Origin of the sequence: Paraburkholderia sp. SIMBA_030 (assembly GCF_046535245.1) — a bacterium.
In the GTDB taxonomy this organism is placed as follows: domain Bacteria; phylum Pseudomonadota; class Gammaproteobacteria; order Burkholderiales; family Burkholderiaceae; genus Paraburkholderia.
The window spans coordinates 97,412-123,965 of record NZ_JAWRXB010000008.1 but is presented as its reverse complement, the minus strand read 5'-3'; the positions used below and the strand labels follow the sequence as shown (position 1 = coordinate 123,965).

The 26,554-nt window shown below is 63.6% G+C and carries 26 protein-coding genes; 17 read left to right on the top strand and 9 right to left on the bottom strand.

All coding sequences use genetic code 11. From position 1 onward, the window contains the following. Positions 1-6: 6 nt before the first annotated feature. The 7 genes from recX to SB772_RS15440 all read left to right on the top strand — a co-directional run bounded on the left by recX (position 7) and on the right by SB772_RS15440 (position 7,229). The gene (recX, locus tag SB772_RS15470) at positions 7-699 is read left to right on the top strand and encodes a recombination regulator RecX (protein WP_410834119.1); all 693 of its coding nucleotides are present in this window, start codon (positions 7-9) and stop codon (positions 697-699) included. Positions 700-798: 99 nt separating this feature from the next. Next, complete coding sequence (locus tag SB772_RS15465; RefSeq protein ID WP_410834118.1) at positions 799-1,545, top strand: DUF2889 domain-containing protein; 747 nt, start codon at positions 799-801, stop codon at positions 1,543-1,545. Continuing rightward, complete coding sequence (sucC, locus tag SB772_RS15460) at positions 1,542-2,711, top strand: ADP-forming succinate--CoA ligase subunit beta (protein ID WP_410834117.1); 1,170 nt, start codon at positions 1,542-1,544, stop codon at positions 2,709-2,711. Before SB772_RS15465 ends, sucC begins: the two co-directional genes overlap by 4 nt. 118 nt (positions 2,712-2,829) lie before the next feature. Then, positions 2,830-3,711, top strand: a complete 882-nt coding sequence (gene sucD / locus SB772_RS15455) for a succinate--CoA ligase subunit alpha (protein WP_410834116.1) — start codon at positions 2,830-2,832, stop codon at positions 3,709-3,711. Between the two features lie 146 nt (positions 3,712-3,857). Beyond that, on the top strand, positions 3,858-4,562 hold the full coding sequence (locus SB772_RS15450) for a TerC family protein (protein WP_410834115.1): 705 nt from the start codon (positions 3,858-3,860) through the stop codon (positions 4,560-4,562). A gap of 136 nt (positions 4,563-4,698) precedes the next feature. Then, on the top strand, positions 4,699-5,322 hold the full coding sequence (locus SB772_RS15445) for a pilin (RefSeq protein WP_410834114.1): 624 nt from the start codon (positions 4,699-4,701) through the stop codon (positions 5,320-5,322). Positions 5,323-5,444: 122 nt separating this feature from the next. Continuing rightward, the gene (locus SB772_RS15440) at positions 5,445-7,229 is read left to right on the top strand and encodes a PglL family O-oligosaccharyltransferase (protein ID WP_410834113.1); all 1,785 of its coding nucleotides are present in this window, start codon (positions 5,445-5,447) and stop codon (positions 7,227-7,229) included. 57 nt (positions 7,230-7,286) lie between these two features. On the opposite strand, the gene moaC is transcribed toward SB772_RS15440, so the two are convergent. Next, the gene (moaC, locus tag SB772_RS15435) at positions 7,287-7,763 is read right to left on the bottom strand and encodes a cyclic pyranopterin monophosphate synthase MoaC (protein WP_410834112.1); all 477 of its coding nucleotides are present in this window, start codon (positions 7,761-7,763) and stop codon (positions 7,287-7,289) included. Between the two features lie 221 nt (positions 7,764-7,984). Here moaC and SB772_RS15430 point away from each other — a divergent pair, with 221 nt between their 5' ends. After that, positions 7,985-9,694, top strand: coding sequence for a M48 family metalloprotease (locus SB772_RS15430; RefSeq protein WP_410834111.1), 1,710 nt, complete (start codon positions 7,985-7,987; stop codon positions 9,692-9,694). A gap of 24 nt (positions 9,695-9,718) precedes the next feature. On the opposite strand, the gene SB772_RS15425 is transcribed toward SB772_RS15430, so the two are convergent. The 6 genes from SB772_RS15425 to SB772_RS15400 all read right to left on the bottom strand — a co-directional run bounded on the left by SB772_RS15425 (position 9,719) and on the right by SB772_RS15400 (position 14,562). Further along, positions 9,719-10,291, bottom strand: coding sequence for a DUF2946 family protein (locus SB772_RS15425; protein WP_410834110.1), 573 nt, complete (start codon positions 10,289-10,291; stop codon positions 9,719-9,721). Further along, positions 10,284-11,426 carry a YheT family hydrolase gene (locus tag SB772_RS15420; protein WP_410834109.1) on the bottom strand — a complete coding sequence of 381 codons (1,143 nt, stop codon included), beginning with the start codon at positions 11,424-11,426 and terminating at the stop codon, positions 10,284-10,286. The genes SB772_RS15425 and SB772_RS15420 overlap by 8 nt, the downstream gene beginning before the upstream one ends. Positions 11,427-11,465: 39 nt before the next feature. Further along, entirely contained in the window at positions 11,466-11,912 is a 447-nt protein-coding gene (locus SB772_RS15415) for a nuclear transport factor 2 family protein (protein WP_410834108.1), read from the bottom strand. Between the two features lie 165 nt (positions 11,913-12,077). Then, positions 12,078-13,103 (bottom strand): lipopolysaccharide heptosyltransferase II, encoded by a 1,026-nt coding sequence (waaF, locus tag SB772_RS15410; RefSeq protein WP_410834107.1) that lies wholly within the window; start codon positions 13,101-13,103, stop codon positions 12,078-12,080. 275 nt (positions 13,104-13,378) lie between these two features. Then, the gene (locus SB772_RS15405) at positions 13,379-13,573 is read right to left on the bottom strand and encodes a zinc-finger domain-containing protein (RefSeq protein WP_410834106.1); all 195 of its coding nucleotides are present in this window, start codon (positions 13,571-13,573) and stop codon (positions 13,379-13,381) included. Between the two features lie 65 nt (positions 13,574-13,638). Further along, a complete protein-coding gene (locus SB772_RS15400; RefSeq protein ID WP_410834105.1) occupies positions 13,639-14,562 on the bottom strand; it encodes a branched-chain amino acid transaminase in 924 nt (307 codons plus the stop codon). A 320-nt stretch (positions 14,563-14,882) separates the two neighbouring features. Between SB772_RS15400 and SB772_RS15395 the strand changes: the two genes are divergently transcribed. The 9 genes from SB772_RS15395 (at position 14,883) to SB772_RS15355 (ending at position 24,538) form a co-directional block, all read left to right on the top strand. Next, on the top strand, positions 14,883-15,629 hold the full coding sequence (locus SB772_RS15395) for an AzlC family ABC transporter permease (protein ID WP_410834104.1): 747 nt from the start codon (positions 14,883-14,885) through the stop codon (positions 15,627-15,629). Then, positions 15,626-15,949, top strand: coding sequence for an AzlD domain-containing protein (locus SB772_RS15390; protein ID WP_410834103.1), 324 nt, complete (start codon positions 15,626-15,628; stop codon positions 15,947-15,949). Before SB772_RS15395 ends, SB772_RS15390 begins: the two co-directional genes overlap by 4 nt. Before the next feature lie 296 nt (positions 15,950-16,245). Beyond that, positions 16,246-17,439: a phosphoglycerate kinase gene (locus SB772_RS15385; protein ID WP_410834102.1), complete on the top strand. Its 1,194-nt coding sequence runs from the start codon at positions 16,246-16,248 to the stop codon at positions 17,437-17,439. A gap of 430 nt (positions 17,440-17,869) precedes the next feature. Next, positions 17,870-19,306, top strand: a complete 1,437-nt coding sequence (gene pyk, locus SB772_RS15380) for a pyruvate kinase (RefSeq protein ID WP_410834101.1) — start codon at positions 17,870-17,872, stop codon at positions 19,304-19,306. Positions 19,307-19,513: 207 nt separating this feature from the next. Next, positions 19,514-20,578 (top strand): class II fructose-bisphosphate aldolase, encoded by a 1,065-nt coding sequence (gene fba, locus SB772_RS15375; RefSeq protein ID WP_410834100.1) that lies wholly within the window; start codon positions 19,514-19,516, stop codon positions 20,576-20,578. 143 nt (positions 20,579-20,721) lie between these two features. Beyond that, positions 20,722-21,612, top strand: coding sequence for a phosphoribosylaminoimidazolesuccinocarboxamide synthase (locus tag SB772_RS15370; protein WP_410834099.1), 891 nt, complete (start codon positions 20,722-20,724; stop codon positions 21,610-21,612). Positions 21,613-21,664: 52 nt separating this feature from the next. Continuing rightward, complete coding sequence (purE, locus tag SB772_RS15365; RefSeq protein WP_410834098.1) at positions 21,665-22,183, top strand: 5-(carboxyamino)imidazole ribonucleotide mutase; 519 nt, start codon at positions 21,665-21,667, stop codon at positions 22,181-22,183. A 98-nt stretch (positions 22,184-22,281) separates the two neighbouring features. After that, the gene (locus SB772_RS15360) at positions 22,282-23,478 is read left to right on the top strand and encodes a 5-(carboxyamino)imidazole ribonucleotide synthase (RefSeq protein WP_410834097.1); all 1,197 of its coding nucleotides are present in this window, start codon (positions 22,282-22,284) and stop codon (positions 23,476-23,478) included. A gap of 10 nt (positions 23,479-23,488) precedes the next feature. Beyond that, positions 23,489-24,538 carry an L-threonylcarbamoyladenylate synthase gene (locus SB772_RS15355; RefSeq protein ID WP_410834096.1) on the top strand — a complete coding sequence of 350 codons (1,050 nt, stop codon included), beginning with the start codon at positions 23,489-23,491 and terminating at the stop codon, positions 24,536-24,538. Between the two features lie 77 nt (positions 24,539-24,615). Here the strand turns inward: SB772_RS15355 and SB772_RS15350 are convergent, their stop codons facing one another. Both SB772_RS15350 and SB772_RS15345 read right to left on the bottom strand, forming a co-directional pair. After that, entirely contained in the window at positions 24,616-25,860 is a 1,245-nt protein-coding gene (locus SB772_RS15350; RefSeq protein ID WP_410834095.1) for an SGNH/GDSL hydrolase family protein, read from the bottom strand. Positions 25,861-25,955: 95 nt separating this feature from the next. Next, positions 25,956-26,498 carry a sterol desaturase family protein gene (locus SB772_RS15345; RefSeq protein ID WP_410834094.1) on the bottom strand — a complete coding sequence of 181 codons (543 nt, stop codon included), beginning with the start codon at positions 26,496-26,498 and terminating at the stop codon, positions 25,956-25,958. Positions 26,499-26,554: the final 56 nt, after the last annotated feature.

Sequence of the window (26,554 nt, the reverse complement as noted above, 5' to 3'; positions counted from 1 at the left end):
CGTCGCGTGATACGCAAGGGCCGGCCGTTGTCCAATGCTGGACGTCACGCGGGCGGCCCGCGTGACGTCGATCCGTTCGATCCGTTCGAGTCGTTTGACGCACATGATCGGGCGGCAGGCGGGAGCTTGCAGTCCGATTCTTCCGCGCAGTCCGCGGCGGACCCGTCCGAAACTACCTACACCCGTTCGCGCCGCGCACCAGGCGAAGCGAAATCGGATCGGGGCGATTCCAAAAAGTCCCAGCGTCCCGCCCGTTCTCTAAAAGGCCGCGCGCTCGGCTACTTGTCCCGGCGTGAATACAGCCGCGTCGAACTTGCGCGCAAGCTCAAGCCGTTTGTCGAAGAAACCGATTCGCTCGAAACCCTGCTCGACGCGCTTGAAGCCGAAAACTGGCTGTCCGATTCGCGTTTTGCGGAAAGCCTGATTCATCGGCGCTCGTCGCGGTTGGGCGCGAGCCGGATCGTTGGCGAGTTGAAGCAGCACGCAGTCGATCAGACTCTGGTCGAAGAAGCCAGCGCGCAATTGCGCGAAACCGAGCTGGCTCGTGCTCAAGCCGTTTGGCGAAAGAAATTCGGTCAGCTTCCCGAAACGGCCGCCGACCGGGCTAAACAGACGCGTTTTCTGGCGTCACGTGGTTTCTCCGGCGCGACGATCGGCAAAATTCTTAAAGGTATCGACGAGGAATGGAGCGGCGACTAGCTGCCTCGTCCCGCCGGGCGGCCTCGCGCATTCCGCCCTGTCTCAAATACCCAGTATGCTAAAATTCGTGGGTTTTCCAATCCGGCCTTTCCTTTCCGCATGCCGCTCTCCCCGCCAGTGTCCCGTCAGTTGCGCCACCGTCGCGCAATCAGAGCGGAAGCTTACGAGCGAGCCGATGGCCTGTGGGATGTGGAAGCGTGCTTGACCGACGAAAAGCCGCGCGATGTGGTGCTAGCGTCGGGCGTCCGGCCCAAGGGTCAGCCGATCCATGAACTCTGGCTTCGCATCACCATCGATCGCAAGCTCAATGTCGTCGACGCGCAAGCGTCGTCCGACTGGGTGCCCTATCCGGGTTTGTGCCAGGCCAGCAATCCCGCCTACCGTGCCCTCATCGGGCTCAATCTGTTCCACAATTTCCGTCGCGATGCTGCCCGTTTGCTGGCCGGCACGGTTGGCTGCGCGCATCTCACCGAGTTGTGCGCGCTCCTGCCGACCGCCGCGATCCAGGCTTTCGCCGGCGACGTGTGGAACGTCAATGAAGGCACGCCGGGTGGCACAGCGAGTTCAGGGACCGGGCAGGCCAAAAGCGCAGACAGCGCTGACGAGCATTCCAACGACAAACCGCCATTCCAACTGGGACGCTGCCACGCGCTGCGTTTCGACGGCGAGGCGGTGCAACAGTTTTATCCGCGCTGGTATGGCCACGCACCGCGTTCAGCGGATCGCGCGGCCGGGTCAAGCGACGGAGCGGCTCGCCAGGCAGGCAACGGCGGCGCGTCCGGCATGAACGACGGCAGCGCAAACGAAGTTCAATCCAACTCTCAGACTGAAGGGAATCACGCATGAAGATTCACGAGTACCAGGGTAAGGAAATCCTGCGGAAATTCGGCGTCGCGGTACCGCGCGGCAAGCCGGTCTTCTCGGTGGATGATGCGGTCAAGGCCGCGGAAGAGCTCGGCGGTCCGGTATGGGTCGTGAAGGCTCAGATCCACGCGGGTGGCCGTGGCAAGGGCGGCGGCGTGAAGGTCGCCAAGTCGCTGGAGCAGGTTCGTGAATACTCGAACCAGATCCTCGGCATGCAGCTCGTCACGCACCAGACCGGTCCGGAAGGCCAGAAGGTGAATCGTCTGCTGATCGAAGAAGGCGCTGACATCAAGAAGGAACTGTATGTCGGCCTGGTGATCGATCGCGTTTCGCAGAAGATCGTCGTGATGGCATCGAGCGAAGGCGGCATGGACGTCGAAGAAGTCGCGGAAAAGACGCCTGAGCTGATCCACAAGGTTGCTGTCGACCCGTCGACCGGTCTGAAGGACGCCGAAGCTGACGACCTCGCGAAGAAAATCGGCGTGCCCGACGCGTCGATCCCGCAAGCGCGCGCGATCCTGCAAGGTCTGTACAAGGCATTCTGGGAAACCGACGCATCGCTGGCCGAAATCAACCCGCTGATCCTGACCGGCGACGGCAAGGTCATCGCGTTGGACGCCAAGTTCAACTTCGATTCGAACGCACTGTTCCGTCACCCGGAAATCGTCGCGTATCGCGATCTGGACGAAGAAGATCCGGCTGAAGTCGAAGCGTCGAAGTTCGATCTCGCGTACATCTCGCTCGACGGTAATATCGGCTGCCTCGTGAACGGCGCTGGCCTCGCAATGGCGACGATGGACACCATCAAGCTCTTCGGCGGCGAACCGGCGAACTTCCTGGACGTGGGCGGTGGCGCGACGACCGAGAAGGTCACCGAAGCGTTCAAGCTGATGCTGAAGAACCCGAACCTGACGGCGATCCTGGTCAACATCTTCGGCGGCATCATGCGCTGCGACGTGATCGCGGAAGGCGTGATCGCCGCGTCGAAGGCGGTTCATCTGCAGGTGCCGCTCGTCGTGCGCATGAAGGGCACGAATGAAGACCTCGGCAAGAAGATGCTCGCTGAATCCGGCCTGCCGATCATCTCGGCGGACAGCATGGAAGAAGCTGCTCAGAAGGTCGTCGCGGCCGCTTCGGGCAAGGCGTAAGCCAGGTCCACGGCGTTTACCACCCAGGATTACGAATGGCGGCGCGTGAGCGACGCGGGCGAAGAATATTTCGTCCCTTGGCGCAACAGCGCGACGCCAAACGAACAGAGGTCAATACATGTCGATTCTGATTAACAAAGACACCAAGGTCATCACGCAGGGCATCACCGGCAAGACCGGTCAGTTCCACACGCGCGCCTGCCGTGAATATGCAAACGGCCGCGAGGCGTATGTCGCGGGTGTGAACCCGAAGAAGGCCGGCGAAGATTTCGAAGGCATTCCTATCTACGCAAGCGTCGCTGAAGCCAAGGCTGAAACGGGCGCGACCGTGTCGGTGATTTACGTGCCGCCGGCAGGCGCTGCGGCTGCGATCTGGGAAGCGGTCGAAGCCGACCTGGATCTGGCGATCTGTATCACGGAAGGCATTCCTGTCCGTGACATGATCGAGATCAAGGACCGTATGCGTCGCGAAAACCGCAAGACGCTGCTGCTCGGACCGAACTGCCCGGGCACGATCACGCCGGACGAACTGAAGATCGGCATTATGCCGGGTCACATCCACCGCAAGGGCCGCATCGGCGTCGTGTCGCGTTCGGGCACGCTGACGTACGAAGCAGTCGGCCAATTGACGGCGATCGGCCTCGGCCAATCGTCGGCAGTCGGTATCGGCGGCGACCCGATCAACGGTCTGAAGCACATCGACGTGATGAAGATGTTCAACGACGATCCGGAAACGGACGCCGTCATCATGATCGGCGAAATCGGCGGTCCGGATGAAGCGAACGCAGCGTACTGGATCAAGGAAAACATGAAGAAGCCGGTGGTTGGCTTCATCGCCGGCGTCACGGCGCCTCCGGGCAAGCGCATGGGCCACGCCGGCGCGCTGATCTCGGGCGGTGCGGATACGGCAGAAGCCAAGCTGGAAATCATGGACGCTTGCGGCATCAAGGTGACGAAGAACCCGTCGGAAATGGCGCGTCTTCTGAAGGCGATGCTGTAATTCGAAATTCGCGCGCTGTAGCGGCGCGTTTTTTGATATGCTTACGAAACACTTTCGTAAGCGTGCGGTCTTAAAAAGCGGGGGAGTTTTCGACTCTTCCGCTTTTTTATTGGCCGAGCGTTCAGCTTCCTTTTATCCCTCCGTTCATGCTCGAGTTCTTCGCCACGCTCCATTGGGGCGCCGTCATCCAGATCATCGTCATCGACATCCTGCTCGGCGGCGACAATGCCGTCGTGATCGCGCTTGCCTGCCGCAATCTGCCGCCTGCGCAGCGCACGAAGGGCGTGCTGTGGGGCACGGCCGGCGCCATTCTGCTGCGCGTCGCGCTGATCGCGTTCGCGGTCGCGCTGCTCGACGTGCCGCTGCTGAAATTCGCCGGTGGTCTGCTGTTGCTGTGGATCGGCGTGCGCCTGATGGCGCCCGCGCATGATATTCACGAGAACGTCAAGCCGGCCGACAAGCTGATATCGGCGATCAAGACAATCATTCTCGCGGACGCGGTAATGAGCCTCGACAACGTGATCGCGATCGCCGGCGCCGCCGAGGCAGCCGATCCGGGACATCGTCTCGCATTGGTGATTTTCGGGCTGGTGGTGAGCATTCCGCTGATCGTGTGGGGCAGTCAGTTGGTGCTGAAGCTGCTCGACCGCTTTCCGATCGTCATCACGCTCGGTGCCGCGCTGCTCGGCTGGATTGCGGGCGGTCTGATCATCAACGACCCGGCTGGCGACCGTTGGCCGATCCTCGATACGCCGGTTGCCGAGTACGGCATGAGCATCGCGTGCGCGGTGTTCGTCGTGCTGCTCGGCTACCTGCTCAAGCGCCGCAATGCGAAGCGCGCTGCGGCCTAGACCTCGAGCGGAACATTGCCGTGCTGGCGCAACGTTAGCCGTCCGGCCGACTGTGTAGGACGAGCGACGCTGGCTACGATGGAAGCGCCTGTCCCCGATTTGCGGGACAGGCGTTTTTCGTTTCAGGAGCCTGCCGATGATCGTTACTTTGCCGTATTCCTCTTATTCACAGTCCACGCTTTCGCCGCGCTCAACCTCCCGGCGAGCGCTGTGGGCCGCGCGGCTCGCACACGCCTGCCGCAGTGTCGGCTTCGGCTTTACGCTGATCGAGTTGATGATCGTGCTCGCGATCGTCGGAGTGATCGCCGCTTACGCGATTCCGGCGTATCAGGACCATCTGGCTCGCAGCCGTGTCGGCGAAGGCTTGTCGCTGGCCGCGTCCGCGCGCCTCGCGGTGGCCGAGAACGCCGCCAGCGGCAATGCGTTCGGCGGCGGTTACGCATCGCCGCCGGCCACCCGCAACGTCGAGTCGATTCACGTCGACGGCGACACCGGCCAGGTCACCGTCGCTTTCACGACGCGCGTGGCGCCGGCCGGTTCGAACACGCTCACGCTGGTGCCTTCGGTTCCCGACAACGTCGACGCGCCCACCGCGCGGATCGCGTTGAGCAAGGGTTCGGCGCAGCCTGGTGCGCTCGCGTGGGAATGTTTCACCGGCGGTAAGACGGCGTCTTCGTTGCCTGCGCCGGGTGCAGGTCCCGCGCCGGTCGATGCGCCGACGTTGCCGTCGAATCTTGCACCACCGGAGTGCCGCGCATGAGTCGCTATCTGAGTAGTAGCCGAACCTAAAAGGCTGATTTTCAGGATATTTCGGCGCACCCGGCGCACAGCGGAAGAATTTTTTTGTATAGTGCGCCGGTTGCTGACGCCTCCGGTTACTCAATGCCCACCCCATTTGCGCGCTACCTGTCTCTCATTCTGTTGGCTCTCGCGTTGGTGCTGCCTTATGCAGTTGTCGGCCACACATATCCGATTCCGACGTTTTATGCCGAATTCACGGCACTCGCGCTGTATCTGCTGACCGGCGCGGGCGTCGTACTGCTCGTGTGGAGCGCCAAGCCGCGCATGACGTTTGCGTCGCCGGTGGTCGCGCTGGTGCCGCTGTTTTTCGGGCTGGTGCTGGTCGCGCAATCGGTGTTGTTGCCGGTCACGCAGCCATCGATGAATTGGCTCGGTGGCGGTTATCTGCTCGCCGCGTTCATGGCCGTGCACGCCGGCTATGGCTTCACACGCGCAAAAATGACCGAAACCGCGTTGCGCTGGGCAGCTTGGGCGTTGATCGTCGGCGGCCTGTTTGCGGTGTTCTGCCAGGTCATCCAGCTGTTTCACCTCGAGGTGAGGGTATCGCCGCTCGTCGTTGCCTATAACGTGACCGTCGAGCGCCGGCCGTTCGGCAATATGGCGCAGGCGAACCACCTCGCCACCTATATCGCGTTCGCGATGGCGGGTGCGCTGTTCCTCGTGCAGACGCGGCAACTTGCCGTCGGCCTCTGGCTGCTGGTGTCCACGATCTTTGCTGTTGGCCTGGCGCTGACCGTGTCGCGCGGCCCCTGGCTGCAGATGGGTGTAATCGTGGTTGCGGGTCTCTGGATGGCGTTTGCGCAGACGCGCAATCAGCCGCTTCTACGCCGCAGTAACCGCGTATGGCTTATCCCGATTGCGCTGGCAGTGCTGTTCTTTGTCATCAATGCGTTGATCCGCTGGGCCAACGTGCACTATCACCTTGAACTCGGACAGTCCGCGGCCGACCGTTTCAAGGACGCCGGCCAGATCGCGCCGCGTCTCGCGCTGTGGAAGTACGGCTGGACGATGTTCAGGACGCATCCGCTATTGGGTGTCGGCTGGGGCGAGTTTCCGAGCTACCAGTACGAGTTTGTGAAGACGCTCGGCGGCGTCGAGATCGCCAATAATTCGCACGATATCTTTATCGATCTGCTCGCGAAAACCGGCCTGATCGGCTTTGCGATCGTGCTGTTCGGCCTGGTCGCCTGGCTGGTGCGCGTGGGGCGCGCGCCGCACACCGCCGCGCGCGTGTTCGGCATTGCGCTGATCGGCGTTCTGGTGATGCATGCGCTGGTCGAATATCCGCAGCAATACATGTTCTTTCTGCTGCCGGCGATGTTCGTGTTCGGTTTGCTGGAGACGCGCCCGCTGCGCCTCGTGCCTGGCCGCCTGTCGTTCGGCGTGTTCGCGGCGGTGGTGTTCGGCGGCGTGGCGGCGCTGTATCCGGTGTATCGCGATTACACGCGTGCCGAGGTGCTGTATTACGGCTCGCGTCCCGCCGAACAGTACCGTGCGGACCCGTCGTTCCTGTTCCAGGCGTGGGGCGAGTATGGTCTTGCGACGCTGCTGCCGATGAATTCGATGGACCTGCAACACAAGCTCGCGATGCACAAGCAGGCGATAGCGCTATTGCCGGGCGAAACGGTGCTGCGTCGCTATGCGGTGCTGCAGGCGTTGAGCGGCGATACCGCGGCGGCGTTCGACTCTGTCGCTCGCCTGAAGATTTTTGCCGAGGAATTGAAGGATTGGCCGTCGCAGTTGAGCTATCTGTACGAACTGTGCGACGAGCAGAAGACGCTGACCGGCTTCAAGGCGGAATTGGTGAAGCAGTATGGAATGCCGCCGAGCAACGTCAATCAGGACGAGGACAGCGACGAGGAATAAGTCGCGCTGTCGTTCCTGAGCTTCAGCGATGAAGTGGGGCGATGACGGTGGCCGTCATTAACCTGCCACCCAGTCCCCCGACTTGCCGCCGTGCTTCTCCAGCACTTTCACCTCGGTGATCGTCATGCCGCGATCCACCGCCTTGCACATGTCGTACACCGTCAGCAGCCCGACCTGCACGGCGGTCAGCGCTTCCATTTCCACGCCGGTGCGTCCGAGCGTCTCCACCTGGGCCGTGCAATGCACGCCGGGCAGCGTTTCATCGAGTTCGAAGTCCACTTTGACGCGCGTCAGCGCGAGCGGATGACAGAGCGGGATCAGATCGGCGGTGCGCTTTGCGCCCTGGATCGCGGCGATGCGCGCGATGCCGATCACGTCGCCCTTCCTGGCGTTGCCGTCGCGGATCAGCGCGAACGTCTCCGGCAGCATGCGAATCGAGCCGCGCGCGACAGCGATGCGCCTGGTCTCCTGCTTGCCGCCGACGTCCACCATATGCGCCTGGCCGGCGGCGTCGAAATGGGTGAGTTCAGGCATGGTTGGGCTCCTTCAGAGGGCGCCTATCATAGCAGCGTGGCGACGCCGATCGGCAGCCGGGGCTGAACTTGCCGCGTCGAGCGCGTCATCGGGCCGCACTTGGCGAGCCTGGCGTCGAAGTGGCCCGAATCGCCGCGGTGACTGATTACAATTGTCGTATGCCCGCTATCTTAGTCCGAGTGGCGGGCGTCGCCTTTCGACTCCGTCCTGCCGACCTCGCGATGCGTCCGAAACGGTTTCTTGCTGCGTTGTTATCCGTCGCGCTCGTGACGCAGCCGGGCGCGTTCGCGCAGTCCCGCGGCGCTTCGACCATCGGCATCGGCACACAGACTGAAGGGCCGCCGATGGAAATCGGTCCGCTGAACGCCTATGTTGAACCCATCGTGCCGCCGGAGATTGCGCAGGGCGTGTTCGGTGTCTACGGCGGCGCCCAGAGTCGCTTCTCTGGCAACGCCGGCGCAAACACCGGCTGGCGCGCGCCGATCGTCACCCAGCAACTGCCCGACCTCGGCAATGGCGGTGCGGGGTCGCTGACGCCGCAAGCCGAACGCAAGCTCGGCGAACGCGTGATGCGCGAGTTGCGCCGCGACCCCGACTATCTCGACGACTGGCTGGTGCGTGACTACCTGAACTCGGTCGCGACGAAGCTCGCCGCGGCCGCCAACGCGCAATATATCGGCGGCTATCGCCCGGAATTCGACCTCTTCGCGATCCGCGATTCACAGATCAATGCATTCTCGTTGCCGGGCGGCTTCGTCGGCGTGAACACGGGTTTGATCGTAACGACGCAGACCGAATCCGAACTCGCGTCCGTGCTCGGGCACGAGATGGGGCACGTCTTGCAGCGGCACATCTCGCGGATGATCACGACCGGCGAGCGCAGCGGCTATGCCGCGCTCGCCGGCCTGTTGTTCGGGATTCTGGCGGGCGTGATCGCGCACAGCGGTGATCTTGGCAGTGCGATCGCGATCGGCGGCCAGGCATATGCGGTCGACAACCAGTTGCGCTTCTCGCGTTCCGCCGAGCACGAAGCGGACCGCGTCGGTTTCCTGCTGCTGGTCGGCGCCGGCTACGACCCGTACGCGATGGCGACGTTTTTCAGCCGGCTCGACCGTGCCTCGATGAGCGACACGGGTGTGCCGGCGTACGCGCGCACGCATCCGCTGACTGGCGAACGGATCGCCGACATGGAGGACCGTGCGCGTCGCGCGCCGTACCGGCAACCGCACCAGGCGTCCGAATATGGTTTCGTGCGGGCGAGGGCACGCTTGCTTCAGGATCGCTCACGCGGCGAATATGCCGATGAGACTTCTCGGCTGCGTTCCGAGATCGAGGACCGGACGGCGCTGAATGTTGCCGCGAACTGGTACGGCATCGCGTATGGGCAGATGCTGCTCGAGCGTTATGACGACGCGGCGGCGTCGCTTGCTTCTTCTCGTGCCGTATTTGTTGCGGGCGAGCGCAGTGAAGGTGTGGCGGCGCGTAGTTCGCCGAGTCTGGACGTGCTGGCTGCCGATATTGCGCGCCGCGCCGGGCGCGATGACGAGGCGGCTCGCCTTGCCGAGCTCGCGCAGAAGCGGTGGCCGCAGTCTAACGCCGCGATCGACATGCATATCCGGACGTTGTTGACGATGCGGCGGTTTGCTGAGGCGCAGGCGTTGGCGTTGAAGGAAACGCGTGCTTATCCGGAGCAGCCGGCGTGGTGGTTATATCTCGCGCAGGCGAGTGCCGGCAATGGCGATGCGTTGACGCAGCATCGGGCGCTTGCCGAAAAGTTTGCCCTCGAAGGGGCTTGGCTTTCTGCCATCCGGCAACTGAAGGAAGCGCGCGATATCAAGACCATTGGATACTATGATCTCGCCACCGTCGACGCGCGATTACATGAGATGGAGAACCGCTATCGGGAGGAGCGGCTTGAAGAGAAGGGGTAAATGGTTTTTGCCAAAGGCAAAAAACTACTGCCCCACTGCTGGGCTAACAACAAACCCAAACCTTGCAGCAACGTCACTTCGCCGCACCGGCCGTAGCGGCAAAACAACCCCATTTCGCCAGAAAAAATCCCCGCTGACGGCATCGTCAGCCAACCTTGCATGATCAGAAAAAACTTCAAGATCGTGATCGTGCAAAACGGCAACTCTCGGCGGCACGGAGTCGTCAACAAACAGAATTCCACCGTCATCATCGACCAACACGGCCGAAGGCTCAAAAGCACCACCGGTTTGATCAGTCAAGGAAAGCACGCCGCCAGCGTCGGCGGATAACCTCACAACCCAGGGCGTATACCCCAACTCGACGTAAACCCTCTGCGGCCCATTCTGAAAAAACCACTGTCCACGTTCATCCGCCTCGTAATTCCGATTGATAAACGCGAGCAGCGCCGCATGCCGAATCGGCGTACCGGGCGCACCACTAGCCTGCGCGGCCTCATCCCTCATGCGCCAGTTGCCGCGCCGGTCGAGCAACAACCAACCCGTGCAACTCGGCACATTCGGCCATTTGGCCAAAGCCTGCCTGACAATGTCATCCATGATCGACGTGGCGCTCCAGGTAGCCGAACACGCGTCGCGACAGCCAGTCGATGCGGCCCGGGAACGGTCCGGTCATAAAGCCGGCGTGGCCGCCGTGCCTGGGTTGATCGAGTTCGACGGCCGCCGACACTTCATGCTGCGAAGGCAACGCCTCGCTCGGCAAGAACGGATCGTTGCGCGCGTTCAACACCAGCGTCGGTACCGCGATATGCGGCAACAATGGCCGCGTGGTCGCGCTGCGCCAGTAGTCGTCGGTATCGCGAAAGCCGTGCAGCGGCGCCGTTACCACGTTGTCGAACTCATACATCGTGCGGCTCGCGAGCATCGTGTCACGATCGAACAAACCCGGAAACTGGATGAGCTTCTGCTCGGCTTTCTGCTTGAGCGTCTTCAGGAAGCTGCGCGTATAGATCATGCCGAATCCCTGCGACAGCGCGCGTCCGCCGGCATGGACGTCGATCGGCGTCGACACCGCCGCGGCGGCCGAGATGACCGACGACGCGTCCTCGCGCCGCTCGCCGAGCCAACGCAGCAGCACATTGCCGCCGAGCGACACGCCCGCGGCCACGATCGGCCCGCGATGCGCGGCACGCAAGCGCCGCAGCACCCAGTCCACTTCGTTGCTGTCGGCAAGATGATAGAAACGCGGCAGCAGATTCAACGCTCCGCTGCAACTGCGAAAGTGCGGCACCACGCCGTGCCAGCCATATTCGCGCGCACCGGCCATCAGCGACAAAGCATAGTGCGATGCCGAACTGCCTTCGAGGCCATGAAACAGCACGAACAGTGGGGCTTCGTCGGCTGGCGCTTGCGCAGGGTCGAAGGCGCTCGACGGGCCAACGGACTGGCCATCGTGCACAACCCAATCGAAATCGATGAAGTCGCCGTCTGGCGTGTTCCAGCGCTCGCGCCGGAAAGTGACCGCCGGGCGGCGCGCGAACAATGACGGGACGATGGTTTGCGCATGCCGGTTCGGCAGCCAGAGCGGCGCGCGGTAGAGCAGATCGACAGTTGCCTCGACGGCAGCCGCGGCGCGGGCCGTGCCGGGAGAAGCGGATTTGTTGTCGTGCGTCGTCCCCCAATCCCGCAGAGGGACTGCCTTCGGGGCGGGAGACTTCCTGCGGGGCGTGCTCATACCAGCGTCGGAACAAAAACGTGAAGCTTCAACAAAAAGTCAATGCAACGCCCCTTGGCCATGCCGCATCTTCGCGGCGAACTGGCTCGCGGCCTCGTTCGGCATCGGGCTTGCGTGAATGTGCGCAATGCGCCACTCGCCGCGCTCATGGACCATCACATAAGTGGTGAACACCATTGTCGGCGTCGCGGACGGATTGGCCGGCCGGTGCGCTTCGGCAATTGCGTAGACGACGGTGCCGAGGCTGTCGTAGACGCGGATATCGAGCGGCTCGATCGACACCGGCGTGACTTCCAACTGGATCTGCAAGCCGGCGCGAATGCTGTCGAGGCCGTGCAGATGCGAGCCGTCGGCGCAGATGCAACTGACAAACTCCTCATCGATCCACAGACCCATCAAGCTGTCGATATTGACCTCGGCGACGGCCTGGTAGTAGGCGTTCAGAGTATCGGCGGCGGCTTCGAAGATATGGGCAAAACGTGGCATGGCTCGTCAGTCTCTTGTGCGCGGCGCGCGGTTGCGGGGCAGTCAGCGGGACAGTCCGGAGCACCGGACAATTACACCCAAGCGCGAGAATGCCCGTGCCGCAAGGCGCGAACATGACGCGACGCGCTCAGGTGCGTGCGGTGTTGCGTGCAGGTATCAGTTGGTTCAGCGTTGCGCGAGCAACATGCCGCGCAAATCGCCGAATACCTGCTCGGCGCTCAACTGCTTCAGGCAGTTCAGATGGCCAAGCGGACACTCGCGCTGAAAACAGGGGCTGCATTCGAGATGGAGCCATTGTACCTTCGCAAGCTCGGACAAGGGCGGCGTGTGGCGCGGATCGGTCGAGCCGTACACGGCCACGAGCGGCCGGCGCAGTGCGGCGGCCACGTGCATCAGGCCCGAATCGTTGGTGACGACCGCGTTGGCCCGCGAGATCAGCGCGCAAGCCTCGCCGAGCGCGGTCTGGCCGCACAGGTTGCGCACGTTCGGCGCCTTCTCGGCGATCGCCTGCGCCAGCGGCGCGTCTTTCGGCGAACCGAGCGCGACGATCTGCGTGTATGGGAACGACTGGCCGACCATCTGCGCAAGCGCCGCGAAACGCTCGGGCGGCCAGCGCTTGGCCGGGCCGTACTCGGCGCCGGGGCAGAACACCAGCAGCGGTACGCGCGTATCCAGATTGAAGCGCGCCGACACGCGCGACGCCTCGTTCAGGTCCGCGTCGAGCCGTGGCATCGGCAGATCGCCGGGGACTTTGGCGCCGGGCGCGTAGGCGAGGGCGGCGTAATGGCCGACCATTGGCGGGCGCTCGTCCTTGCGCGGATTCGCGTGGCGTACGTTCAGGAGGCCGTAGCGGCTTTCGCCGGTATAGCCGATACGCAGCGCAATGCCCGCCATCCACGGAATCAGCGCCGACTTCAACGAGTTCGGCAGCACGTAGGCCGCGTCGTAGCCGACGTCGCGCAAGTCGCTCGACAGTTGCCAGCGGCGCAGCATCTGCAGCTTGCCGTGCGCGAGATCGGTTGCGTAGACGTCGCGGACCTCGGGCATCCGTTCGAGCACGGGCGCGACCCACGAAGGCGCGACCGCGTCGATCACGATGCGCGGATGCAATTTCACGAGGCGCGCGAACAGCGGCTGCGCCATCAATGCGTCACCGATCCAGTTCGGTGCGATAACCAACGCGCGACGCATCAGAGTGAGTATCCGGTGTCGAAACGAAGCGCCGCGCGCGTTATGCGCGTGGCGTTCGGATGTGTAAAAGGGAATATGCCGCGAGTCGCGCGGCGCGGACCCGGCACAGCCGGACCCGCCGCGGCTGCGGCGTTGCTGCGACGCGCTCGCCCGATCACCTGCTGCAACGGCCAATACGGCCAATACGGCCAATACGGCAAGTCAAACGACAAACCGGGCAGCGGGCGAAGCCAACAGGGCCACGAGCAGCGGCGCAAGCGCTCAGCGTTCAGTGTTCAATGACCTCTGACCACTTCGCCGTCGCGCAGCTTGTAGCGCGTGCTGCAGTATGGGCAACGCGCTTCGCCGTGCGTGACATCGATAAAGACGCGCGGATGCGCGCTCCAGCGCGGCATGGCCGGATTCGGGCAGTACGCCGGCAGGTCTCTTGCCGACAGTTCGACCAGCGGCATTTCCTTGATTTCGCTCATGGGGACTTTCTCGTTGTATGCAGGGTGCGTGCGTTGCGCCGTTAAAAAGGCCGGCGCAGCGCGCGTTAGATCTTGGTCAGCCAGTGCGCGTACTTCTCGCTCCTGCCGTTCACGATATCGAAGAAGCCCGCTTGCAGCTTCTCGGTGATCGGGCCGCGTGCGCCCGAGCCTATCGTGCGGTTGTCGAGTTCGCGGATCGGCGTGACTTCGGCGGCGGTGCCGGTGAAGAACGCTTCGTCGCAAGTGTAGACCTCGTCGCGCGTGATGCGTTTTTCGATCACTTCGATGCCCGCGTCTTTCGCCAGCGTGATGATCGTGTCGCGCGTGATGCCGTCCAGGCACGACGACAGGTCCGGCGTGTACAGCTTGCCGTTGTTCACGAGGAAGAAGTTCTCGCCCGAGCCTTCCGACACGTAGCCGTCCACGTCGAGCAGCAGCGCTTCGTCGTAACCGTCGGCGGTGGCTTCCTGGTTGGCGAGGATCGAGTTCACGTACCAGCCCGACGCCTTGGCGCGGACCATCGACACGTTCACGTGATGGCGCGTGAACGACGAGGTCTTCACGCGAATGCCCTTCTTCAGGCCGTCTTCGCCGAGGTACGCACCCCACGGCCAGGCGGCGATCGCCACGTGGATCGTATTGCCCTTGGCCGACACACCGAGCTTTTCCGAGCCGACCCAGATGATCGGGCGCAGGTAGCAGGACTCGAGCTTGTTTTCGCGGACGACTTCGCGCTGTGCGGCGGCGAGCGTTTCGTGGTCGAACGGCACGTCCATCTGGAAGATCTTCGCCGAGTTCAGCAAGCGCTTGGTGTGTTCCTGCAGGCGGAAAATCGCGGTGCCGCCGTCGGCTGTCTTGTAAGCGCGCACGCCCTCGAAAACGCCCATGCCGTAATGCAGCGTGTGGGTGAGCACATGGATTTTGGCATCGCGCCACTCGATGAGCTTGCCATCCATCCAGATCTTGCCGTCGCGGTCGGCCATTGACATACGATTCTCCAGCGGGTGCGGTTGTGAGTGCCCCTAAACCTGTCGCTTCGCGCCAGGCTCCCCGAGGGGGCAATCCCCCAATCCCCCAAGGGGACTTCCTTCGGGGCGGAAAACCCGGGGGGCAGCCCGGCGTTTTCTTGTGAGGCGTAGCGAGGAGCGTCATTTTAGCGTCTTTTGCACACGGAACGGGCATTTGGCCGCATGCCGGGCGCTATAATTCGGCGCACGCATAATTCAAATCCGGATGCGCCAGCGGGTGCTTGACGACCTGGCGCCGACTTCCCTTCGTTGCGGCGCCCCGCGCCAACGCCTTTCGTCTCATGCTCGCTCGCCTGTCAGATACCGATCACCGTGCCTTCCGTGGGGGCGCGCGCGACTATTCGCCCACGCTGATGGCGATTTCCTCCTGGGGCCTGGTCACCGGCATTGCGATGAGCAAGTCTGTGCTCACGCTGCCGCAGGCGCTCGCCATGTCGCTGCTGTGCTATGCCGGCTCGTCGCAGCTGGCGGTGCTGCCGCTCCTCGCGGCCAAGCTGCCGGTGTGGACCGTGCTGCTCACGGCCGCGATGGTCAATACGCGTTTCGTGATCTTCAGCGCCGGTCTCGCGCCGCATTTCTCCTATCTGCCGATGTGGCGGCGCATCGTGCTCGGCTATTTCAACGGCGACGTGATCTATCTGCTGTTCCAGAAGAAAAGCTTCCAGACCGGTTACGTGCCGGGCAAGGAAGCGTATTTCTGGGGCATGGCGATCTGCAGCTGGCTGTCGTGGCAGGTGTCGTCGATCGCCGGCATTCTGCTGGCGAGCCTGATTCCGGACAACTGGGGTCTCGCGCTGGCGGGCACGCTGGCGCTGCTGCCGATCATGGTGTCGGCGATCGCGACGCGCTCCACGCTGGTCGCGGTCAGTATTGCCGGCGTGGTGTCGCTGCTCGCCCTCGATTTGCCGTACCGGCTCGCGCTGCCGCTGGCGGTGATCGCGGCGATCGTCGCGGGCAGCGCGGCCGATCTGATGGTCGAGCGCGCCGACTTGCGCCGCATCCGTAACAGCGCCGGAGATTCCCCATGACTTCCACGCAGATCTGGCTTGCCATTGTCGGCATGACTTTCGTCACCGCGGTGACACGCGCGATGTTTCTAATCGGCGGCGAGCGCACCGTGTTGCCGGAGCGCGTGCAAAGAATGCTGCGCTACGCGCCGGCTGCGGCGCTCGCCGCCGTCGTACTGCCCGACGTGCTGGCGACTCCCGACGGCCTTTCTTTTGGGCCGTCGAATCACGAGCTTTACGCGACGCTAGCCGGTCTTGCGTGGTTTTTGTGGCGCCGCACCATGCTGGGCACGATCGTCGTCGGGATGGTGGTGTTCACGCTCATGCGGCTATTCATGTAATACATGCAATTTCGCAGGTAAACGCGTGGGCCTGAAATGCTGCGATGCAGCGCGCATCGCGCATCCGTCAAATACGGGACATTCGCCCCGTCGCGGGTCAGAAGGCAGTGTGGATCGGTTAAAATGGGCGTTTTCGGGATAACCTCGCCGGTGCACGGCGCGAGAGCCGCGGCTCGTGCCGCCGGCCCCCGATTCAGCGGAGCCGCTGCCGTGCCGAAGCGCTGGAGTTCTGTTTTGCGCTGTCCGTCAGTGCGTTGCCCGCCACCGCCTTCTCATCAACTCGCACATACACGCCCATGAACAAGGTATTGCGTCTCTCCGATCTGATCGCCGAAGGCAAGCTATCCGGCAAACGCGTGTTTATCCGCGCCGATCTGAACGTGCCGCAGGACGATCAAGGCAACATCACCGAAGACACCCGTATCCGCGCCTCCGTGCCGGCTATCAAGGCCGCGCTGGACGCAGGCGCCGCCGTGATGGTCACCTCGCACCTGGGCCGCCCGACCGAGGGCGACTTCAAGCCGGAAGACTCGCTCGCGCCGGTCGCGAAGCGTCTGGCCGAGTTGCTCGGCCGCGACGTGCCGCTGGTCGCGAACTGGGTCGAAAACGGCGTGAACGTTGCGCCCGGTTCGGTTGTGCTGCTGGAAAACTGCCGCGTCAACAAGGGCGAAAAGAAGGATTCGGACGAGCTCGCGCAAAAAATGGCGAAGTTCTGCGACGTCTACGTGAACGACGCGTTCGGCACCGCGCACCGCGCCGAAGCGACCACGCACGGCATCGCCAGGTACGCGCCTATTGCTTGCGCCGGCCCGCTGCTGGCGGCTGAACTCGACGCGCTCGGCAATGCGCTCGGAGCGCCGAAGCGCCCGCTGGTGGCGATCGTCGCCGGGTCGAAGGTGTCCACCAAGCTGACCATCCTGAAGTCGCTGGCCGAGAAGGTCGATCAGCTGATCGTCGGCGGCGGCATCGCCAATACGTTCATGCTGGCCGCGGGGCTGAAGATCGGCAAGTCGCTTGCCGAAGCCGATCTGGTGAACGAAGCCAAAGCCATCATCGACGCAGCAAAAGCGCGCGGCGCCTCGGTGCCGATCCCGACCGACGTGGTCACGGCCAAAGAATTTTCGCCGACCGCCAAGGCCGAAGTGAAGGCCGTCGCCGACGTTCAAGACGACGATCTGATCCTCGACATCGGACCGGAAACCGCCAGGGTGCTCGCCGCACAACTGGAAAAAGCCGGCACGATCGTGTGGAACGGCCCGGTCGGCGTGTTCGAATTCGACCAGTTCGGCAACGGCACGAAGACGCTGGCTGACGCGATCGCCACATCGTCGGCGTTCTCGATTGCAGGCGGCGGCGATACGCTCGCGGCGATCGCCAAGTACGGCATCCACGACAAGGTCAGCTACATCTCGACGGGCGGCGGCGCCTTCCTCGAGTTCCTCGAAGGCAAGAAGCTGCCCGCCGTCGAAGTTCTGGAATCGCGGGCTTAACGTGGCGACGCGCTCCCCAACGGGCAAGTCTGCAAAAACGCGCGGCGGCAAGTCGCCGCGCAATACCGCAGCAGCTACGGCAGGGGAGCGCGCAGCGCGCTCCGCCGCCAGGCCGGCCGCTGTTAAATCTGTTACCGCTCAGCAAGAAGAATCCGGGTCGCCCCTCGCGCTCGCGGAGTTGACCACTGCCAACGAGGCAGCGGAATTGTCCAGCGGACAAGCCGCCCAATCGCAGACAGAACTCCACGACGAAGAAGTGGCGCTCGCATCCCCGCCAGCGCCCCCCGTGCTGGTGTCGAACACCGCTTCACCCCATAAAGCGACGCTGGTTTCAACCGGCGCGCAGCCCCCGGCAGCAACCTTCGGTGCGCAGCCTCCGCATCCGACTCGCAGCGCTCATTCCAGCGATCCTATCCAGACGAGGAGACTCATGCATCGCGCCACCAAGATTGTCGCTACCATCGGACCGGCTTCCAGCACGCCGGAAATCCTGCTGCAAATGATGCAGGCAGGACTGGACGTGGTGCGGCTCAATTTCTCGCACGGCACCGCCGACGACCACCGCCAGCGCGCCGAATTCGTGCGCGACGCGGCCCGTCAGGCAGGCCGCGAAGTCGCCATCATGGCCGACCTGCAAGGCCCGAAGATTCGGGTCGGCAAATTCGAAAACGGCAAGACCACGCTGATCGTGGGCAATCCATTCATCCTCGACGCCGACTGCGAACTCGGCAACGACGATCGCGTCGGCCTCGACTACAAGGACCTGCCGCGCGACCTGAAACCGGGCGACGTGCTGCTGCTCAACGACGGCCTGATCGTGCTGAACGTGGTCCGCGTGCTCGGCAGCGAGATTCACACGACCGTGAAGATCGGCGGGGAACTGTCGAACAACAAGGGCATCAACCGCCAGGGCGGTGGCCTGACGGCGCCGGCGCTGACGGCGAAAGACATGGAAGACATCCGCACCGCGATGTCGATCGGCGTGGATTTTGTCGCGGTATCGTTCCCGAAGAACGCCACCGACATGGAAATGGCCCGCCAGCTCGCGAATATCGCCGGCGCGCCGTACGGCATCAAGCCGAAGATGATCGCCAAGATCGAGCGCGCCGAAGCGATTCCGGCGCTGCAGGGCATTCTCGACGCGTCGGACGGGATCATGGTCGCGCGCGGCGATCTGGCCGTGGAAGTGGGCAATGCCGCCGTTCCCGCGCTGCAAAAGCGCATGATCCGGATGGCGCGCGAATCGAACAAGTTCGTGATCACCGCGACCCAGATGATGGAATCGATGATCCACGCGCCGGTGCCGACCCGCGCCGAAGTGTCGGACGTCGCCAACGCCGTGCTCGACGGCACGGACGCGGTGATGCTGTCGGCGGAATCGGCGGCGGGCAAGTATCCGGTGCAAACCATCGAAACGATGGCGGCGATCTGTTTCGAAGCCGAGAAGTCGGAAGAGTCGCAACTGGACAAGGATTTCCTCGACCGCACGTTCACCCGGATCGACCAGTCGATCGCGATGGGCGCGCTCTTCACGGCCTATCATCTGGGCGCGAAGGCGATCGTCGCGTTGACCGAATCCGGTTCGACCGCGCTGTGGATGTCGCGCCACTCGACCCACGTGCCGATTTTCGCGCTCACGCCGCGGGTCGGCAGCGAACGGGCCATGGCGCTGTACCGCAACGTGACCTCGCTGCACCTGGACACCAACACCGACCGCGACACCGCGTTGCAACAGGCGTTGGAAACCGTGGTCGGCAAGGGGTACGCGTCGCGCGGCGACATGGTGGTGCTGACGGTCGGCGAGCCGATGGGTCAGGCCGGCGGGACGAACACGCTGAAAATCGTACGGGTCGGTGAGCCGTATTGATTAGCCGGGAGACGGCTCGATCGGCACCGGCCTGATTGAGGGAAGCAGGCTGCAATGCCCCCGCGAGAGGCGGCGCACAGGCTCCAATCGCGCGTGAAGGAAACGTGCTTTAGGGAATGTGTGCACGGGTATGTGGCTTGCTTCACGATAAAATCGCCCAAAAGATGCCGACGGCACAGAATTCGTTTCAATCTAAGGAGTTACAGCATGCCTCTCGTATCAATGCGTCAACTGCTGGACCATGCTGCCGAAAACGGCTATGGCCTTCCGGCATTCAACGTGAACAACCTGGAGCAGGTGCAGGCGATCATGGCGGCGGCCGACAAGGTCAATGCGCCGGTCATCATGCAGGCATCGGCCGGCGCGCGTAAGTATGCGGGCGAGGCGTTCCTGCGCCACCTGATCGAAGCAGCGGTCGAGTCGTATCCGCACATTCCGGTCGTGATGCACCAGGATCACGGGCAGTCGCCGGCGGTCTGTATGGCGGCGATCCGCAGCGGCTTCACCAGCGTGATGATGGACGGTTCGCTCGAAACCGACGGCAAGACGGTTGCCTCGTACGAATACAACGTCGAAGTCTCGCGCAAGGTGGTCGAAGCGGCGCACTCGATCGGCGTCACGGTGGAAGCGGAACTGGGCGTGCTCGGTTCGCTGGAAACCATGAAGGGCGACAAGGAAGACGGCCACGGCGCGGAAGGCACGATGACCCGCGAGCAACTGCTGACCGATCCGGAGCAGGCTGCGGACTTCGTCAAGCTGACGCAATGCGATGCACTGGCGATCGCCATCGGCACGTCGCACGGCGCGTACAAATTCAGCAAGAAGCCGACGGGCGATATTCTGTCGATCCAGCGCATCAAGGAAATCCACCAGCGCATTCCGAACACCCATCTGGTGATGCACGGTTCGTCGTCGGTGCCGCAGGAGCTGCTCGCGGAAATCCGCGAATTCGGCGGTGACATGAAGGAAACCTACGGCGTGCCGGTCGAGGAAATTCAGGAAGGCATCAAGAACGGCGTGCGCAAGGTCAACATCGACACGGACCTGCGTCTGGCGATCACCGGTGCGATCCGCCGCTACATGGTGCAGAATCCGGGCAAGTTCGATCCGCGCGATTATCTTAAGCCGGCGCGCGAAGCCGCGATGAAGATCTGTATCGAGCGTTACACGCAATTCGGTTGCGAAGGCCAGGCCGGCAAGATCAAGCCGGTTTCGCTTGATAAAATCGCGGAGAAGTACAAGTCGGGCGACCTCGCGCAAGTTGTCCGCTAAATTGTCAACCAGGCTGTCAATACCCTAAGACCTGGCCGGACGGCCAGGTTGTCGTTAGATCGCCGTTCCCGCATCATCCGGGGAACGGCGTTTCCCTTTTGTTCCGGTCACACTTTTTGCCTCATTTTTAGCGAACCACGACGATGTCTACCCTCTACGAATCCACGCTCCGCTCGCTGCCGCTGCTCGGCCGCGGTAAAGTCCGCGACAACTATGCGGTGGGCAACGACCAGTTGCTGATCGTCACGACCGACCGTCTGTCGGCCTTCGACGTCATCATGGGCGAGCCGATTCCGAATAAGGGCCGCGTGCTGAACCAGATGGCCAACTTCTGGTTCGAGAAGCTCAAGCACATCGTGCCGAATCATCTGACGGGCGTGGCGCCGGAATCGGTGGTGGCGGCAGACGAAGTCGAGCAGGTACAAGGCCGCGCCGTGGTGGTGAAGCGCCTCGAGCCGATCCTCGTCGAAGCGGTGGTGCGCGGTTATCTGGCCGGCAGCGGCTGGAAAGACTATCAGGCAACGGGCGCGGTCTGCGGCGTGGAATTGCCGCCGGGGCTGCAAAACGCCCAAAAGCTGCCCGAGCCGATCTTCACGCCGGCAGCCAAGGCCGAAATGGGCCACCACGACGAAAACATCACGTACAACGAGATGGAACGCCGCATCGGCACCGAACTGTCGGCCACGATCCGCGACATCTCGATCAAGCTGTACAAGGAAGCCGCTGACTTCGCGGCCACGCGCGGCATCATCATCGCGGATACGAAGTTCGAATTCGGTCTCGACAATCACGGCCAGCTGTATCTGATGGACGAAGCGCTGACTGCCGATTCGTCGCGTTTCTGGCCCGCGGACAAGTACCAGGTCGGCACCAACCCGCCGTCGTTCGACAAGCAGTTCGTGCGCGACTGGCTGGAAACCCAGCCGTGGAAGAAAGAGCCGCCCGCACCGAAGCTGCCGGACGACGTCGTCACGAAGACGGGTAAGAAGTACCAGGAAGCGCTCGAACGCCTGACCGGGCAGAAGCTCGCTTAATCACGCGCAGCTGGTTAGATCCGCGCCGCGTGAGAGACAAGGAAGCCGTAAGATGAGTGAAGTCCAGACCGCCCATACACATAGCGCGCCCGTCGTCGGCGTGCTGATGGGGTCCAGTTCCGATTGGGAAGTGATGAAGAACGCCGTGGCGATTCTCCAGGAGTTCGGCGTGCCGTACGAAGCGAAGGTCGTGTCCGCGCACCGGATGCCCGACGAGATGTTTGCGTACGCCGAAAGCGCGCGTGAGCGCGGCATTCGCGCGATCATCGCGGGCGCGGGCGGCGCGGCGCATCTGCCGGGCATGCTGGCCGCCAAGACCACGGTGCCGGTGCTCGGCGTGCCGGTGGCGAGCAAGTATCTGAAGGGCGTCGATTCGTTGCATTCGATCGTGCAGATGCCTAAGGGCGTGCCGGTCGCGACATTTGCTATCGGCGAAGCGGGCGCGGCGAATGCGGCGCTGTTCGCGGTGTCGATCCTGAGCGGCACGAACGCCGGGTATGCGGAGAAACTGGCAGCGTTTCGCGTGCGCCAGAACGAAGCGGCCCACGCGATGGTGCTGCCGGCGCTGTAAGCGCGATAGCGGATTGCTTTTAGACGTCCCCATGTCTGACCCCCGGCCGGGCACGCGTGCACGAACGCATGTGCGCCCGGTCGCGACCGACCACTAAGATGAACCCAGACAACACACCGGTTTCACCGATTCTACCCGGCGCATGGCTTGGCATGGTCGGTGGCGGCCAGCTCGGCCGCATGTTCTGCTTTGCCGCCCAGGCGATGGGCTATCGCGTCGCCGTGCTCGACCCGGACGAAAACAGTCCGGCGGGCGCCGTCGCCGACCGCCATCTGCGCGCGGCGTATGACGACGAAACGTCGTTGACCGAACTCGCGCGGCTGTGCGCGGCGGTGTCGACCGAATTCGAGAACGTGCCGGCCGCGAGCCTCGACTTTCTCGCCAGGTCCACCTTCGTCAGCCCGGCCGGCCGTTGTGTCGCCGTGGCGCAGGACCGGATTGTGGAGAAGCGCTTTATCGCGTCGTCGGGCGTGACGGTGGCGCCGCACGTGGTGATCGAGTCGTCGGATGCGCTCGCCGCGCTCGAGGATGCGAAGCTCGAGGCCGTGCTGCCCGGCATCCTCAAAACCGCGCGCCTCGGCTACGACGGCAAGGGCCAGATTCGTGTGCGCAACGCCGAGGAAGTGCGCGAGGCGCATGCGTCGCTGGCGGGCGTGCCCTGCGTGCTGGAAAAGCGCTTGCCGCTGAAATTCGAAGTGTCCGCGCTGATCGCGCGCGCGTCGAGCGGCGCGTCGGCGGTTTATCCGCTCGCGCAGAATTCGCATCGCGACGGCGTGCTGTCGCACACCATCGTTCCCGCGCCGGATGCGAGCCCGACGCTGGTTGCCCAGGCGCAGCAAGCCGCACTGCAAATCGCTGACAAGCTGGGCTATGTCGGTGTGCTGTGCGTCGAGTTCTTCATTCTGGAAGACGGCTCGCTGGTGGCGAACGAAATGGCGCCGCGTCCGCACAATTCCGGCCATTACACCGTCGATGCCTGCGCGACCAGCCAGTTCGAACAGCAGGTGCGCGCGATGACCGGCATGCCGCTCGGCGACACGCGCCAGCATTCGCCGGCGGTGATGCTGAACATCCTCGGCGACGTCTGGTTCCCGGACGGTCCGAAGCGCGCGGCGGTCACCCCGCCGTGGCACGAAGTGGCGGCGATGCCGGCGGCGCGTCTGCATCTGTACGGCAAGGAAGAGGCGCGTTGTGGCCGCAAGATGGGTCACGTGAATTTCACTGCCGCGACGCTCGATGAAGCCCGCACCTCCGCACGCGATTGCGCGCGGCTCCTGCATATCCTGACGAGCTGACGCGAGCCTTATGCCGGATCGAACCAAACCCGCTGATAGGGCCGTGAGCGCCGCGCCCGTAAGCGCTGCGCAGATCGAGCACGCGGCGGCGTTGCTGGACGCGGGCGAACTGGTCGCGTTTCCGACCGAGACCGTCTACGGGCTGGGCGGCGATGCCGAGAGCCCGGACGCCGTCGCCCGCATTTACGCGGCGAAGGGGCGGCCGGCGAACCATCCGGTGATCGTGCATCTGGCGCCGCAGGGCGATCCGAACTATTGGGTCGAGCATTTGCCAGCGGAGGCGCAACGCCTCATCGACGCGTTCTGGCCGGGGCCGTTGACGTTGATTCTGAAGCGCGCCGCGAGGATTCCTGCGGCGGTGAGCGGCGGACAGGATTCGGTGGGGTTACGGTGCCCGTCGCATCCTGTTGCGCAGGCTTTGCTGGATGCGTTCAGTGCGTTGCGCGGCGGGCATGGTGGTGTGGCTGCGCCGTCGGCGAATCGCTTTGGCCATGTCAGTCCGACTACTGCGCAACATGTGCGGGATGAGTTTGGCGGGGCGATTCATGTGCTGGACGGCGGCGCGTCGGACGTCGGAATTGAATCGACGATTCTGGATTTATCGCGTGGATTTCCCGCATTGCTGCGGCCTGGGCATGTGACGCCGCAGGATATTGCCGATGTGCTCGGCGAGGCGCCACGGTTGGCGGATGGATCGGATGCGACTGCGCCGCGGGCTTCGGGGACGTTGAAAGCGCATTACGCGCCACGGACGCCGCTTGCGCTGCTGCCGTTCGAGGCGCTGGAGCCCTTGCTGGCGGCGCGCGAGCCGAACGAGCGCGTGGCGCTGGTGGCCCGCGTGTCGCGCGCCGGCCGCTGGGCCGATGCCGACGGTGTGCACTTCATGGCCGCGCCCGAAGATCCCCATGTGTACGCGCGTGAACTCTACAGTTTGCTGCGTGCACTCGACCGGGCGAACGTGACGCGCATCCTGATCGAGAAGCTGCCCGATACGATCGAATGGATCGCGGTGAACGACCGGCTCGGCCGGGCGGCGGCGGCGTTCGAAGCGCAGGGTTAGGGTTTCTCGCCCAGCCGGGCCTTTCACCACCACAAAGGTAACGGCGGCAGATCACCCGGATCCGCCGCTTCACTTCATTACTTGCCCAAACCCGTCGCCGCGATCTTTTGCTCGACGAACTGTGCGAACAAGGCGTGCAAGTGCGAGCTCGGGTGGACCAAGTCCGCGAACATGTAGGTCTGGTCAGCGCCGGCCACCGTGTAGGTCTGCGGTGAGCAGAACAGCGACGAGCCGAACTGGGCGCCGTACTGGGCCGGGGTCAGTCCGTTCGTTGCGCTCGGATTGGCGGTGGCGTACGCGGTTGCGTTGGCCTCCATCGACGCCAGGTTACACGCCGTGCCGGTGTTGGACACCGTGAAGCCGAGCGCCTGATAGTTCGGCAACTGCTGATCAATCCACGTGAACGCGTCGACCACGATGACCTTGCCTGTACCCACCAGGCCGAGGGTCGTCAGGTTCTGGACCAGCAGAGCGTTATACGCCGCGGTAATCCCCGTCAACAGTTGAGCCGCGCCAGGCGAGGCCGCGTTGGCTGCGACGCCTTGCGGCGTATTGCCGATGTCCGGCACCGTCGACACCACCACGTGGATCGCACCCGAGTTGACGATGGCCTGGATTTGCGCGGCGAGCTGCGTGGCGGCCGTCGCGATCTGGGGGTTGGCCAGCTGCTGCAGGTAGCCGGCGATGAACTCTACCTGGCCTGCCTGCGAGTTCGGCAGTTTGCCGGCCTGCACGAGCAGCGGGTATTGCGTCTGTAGCGCGGCACCGAGCGCCGTCAGATTAGCGGTGGTCGAGAACTGGAAGATGTCGTTCGCGCCGCCGTTCACCAGCACGAGCTGGTTCGAGTTGAAGCTCGTATGTGCGCTCAGGTAGTTTGCCACCTGGGTCACCACCGGTACCGTCGTAGCCGCCATGCTGTTCGGTGCCCAACCTTCGCCTTGGACGTTGACGACGTCCGAGCCGCCTTGCGCGTAGCCATACCCGCCCGTCGCGACCAGCGGTTTACCGAAGCCGCCCACGTACGCGGCCGTCAACGTGTCGCCGTAGTATTCGGCAACCTTCTGCGTCCACACTTCGCCCGGATTGGTCGTGAAGCGGCCGCCGCCGAAGCTCGCCTGAATCACCGGCGCATACGTGCCGACGTCCGACAAGCTGTCGCCGAACGACACAACCTGCAATTTGACGCCGCCTGCCGGCGTGCTACTGCTGCTGGAACTGTTGTCGCTGCCGCCGCAAGCCGCGAGCAGGGCAAACGCCGCGCTGGCCATGGCGACCTGCGTGACGCGCGTGAAATGACGCTTCTTCGATGTTGTTTGTTTCATGTTGACTACATCTCCTCGTATGTTTTGGCCCTTGCGCCATGTGTTGCAGGCAGCGCCCGCCGCGTCGGCGGCGTGGCGACAGCTTACAGAATCTTCTACGGTCTGCGCGATGTTCGACACGCGGCCGCATTGTTGTTTTCATTCACGCTGGCCGCGCCGCCCGATACCCCTGACCCGGCGGCGCGGCGCGCGTGATAGCCGGCAGCCCAGGCGGGCGGCGCAAACAGCGCACGCAATTTATTGCGCCAGCCGCGCACGCTCGCGAAATCGGCGGCCATCGACGAGTGATGCACGACATGCGCGGCCCACAGCCAGCGCACCCGGTGGCTGCAACGGTGAAACCCGTAATAGAGCAGATCCTGAGCGACGAACAGCACGACGAACGAGATCCAGCTCGCCTGCCACGTATAGACGCGGTAGTGATCGTAGAAAAACGCGTAGACAGGGATGATCGCGAGCCACGCGAGTTTGTCGGCGGCTTGCTGCATCAGGGCGAGCGCGGCGTTGCAGAGCGTGTCGCGCCAGCTATAGAGTTGCGCGCCCGGGCGCGTGCGCCGCAGGTGCCACGCCTCCCAGCCGATGCATGCGAGAAAGACTGGCGCCATGGCGAGCAGCAGCAATTCGGCATCGAATTGCATCGTGTCTTCCTCCGTGGTCCCTGAACGCTGCGCTTGCCGCGGCGAACGTTGTCGTT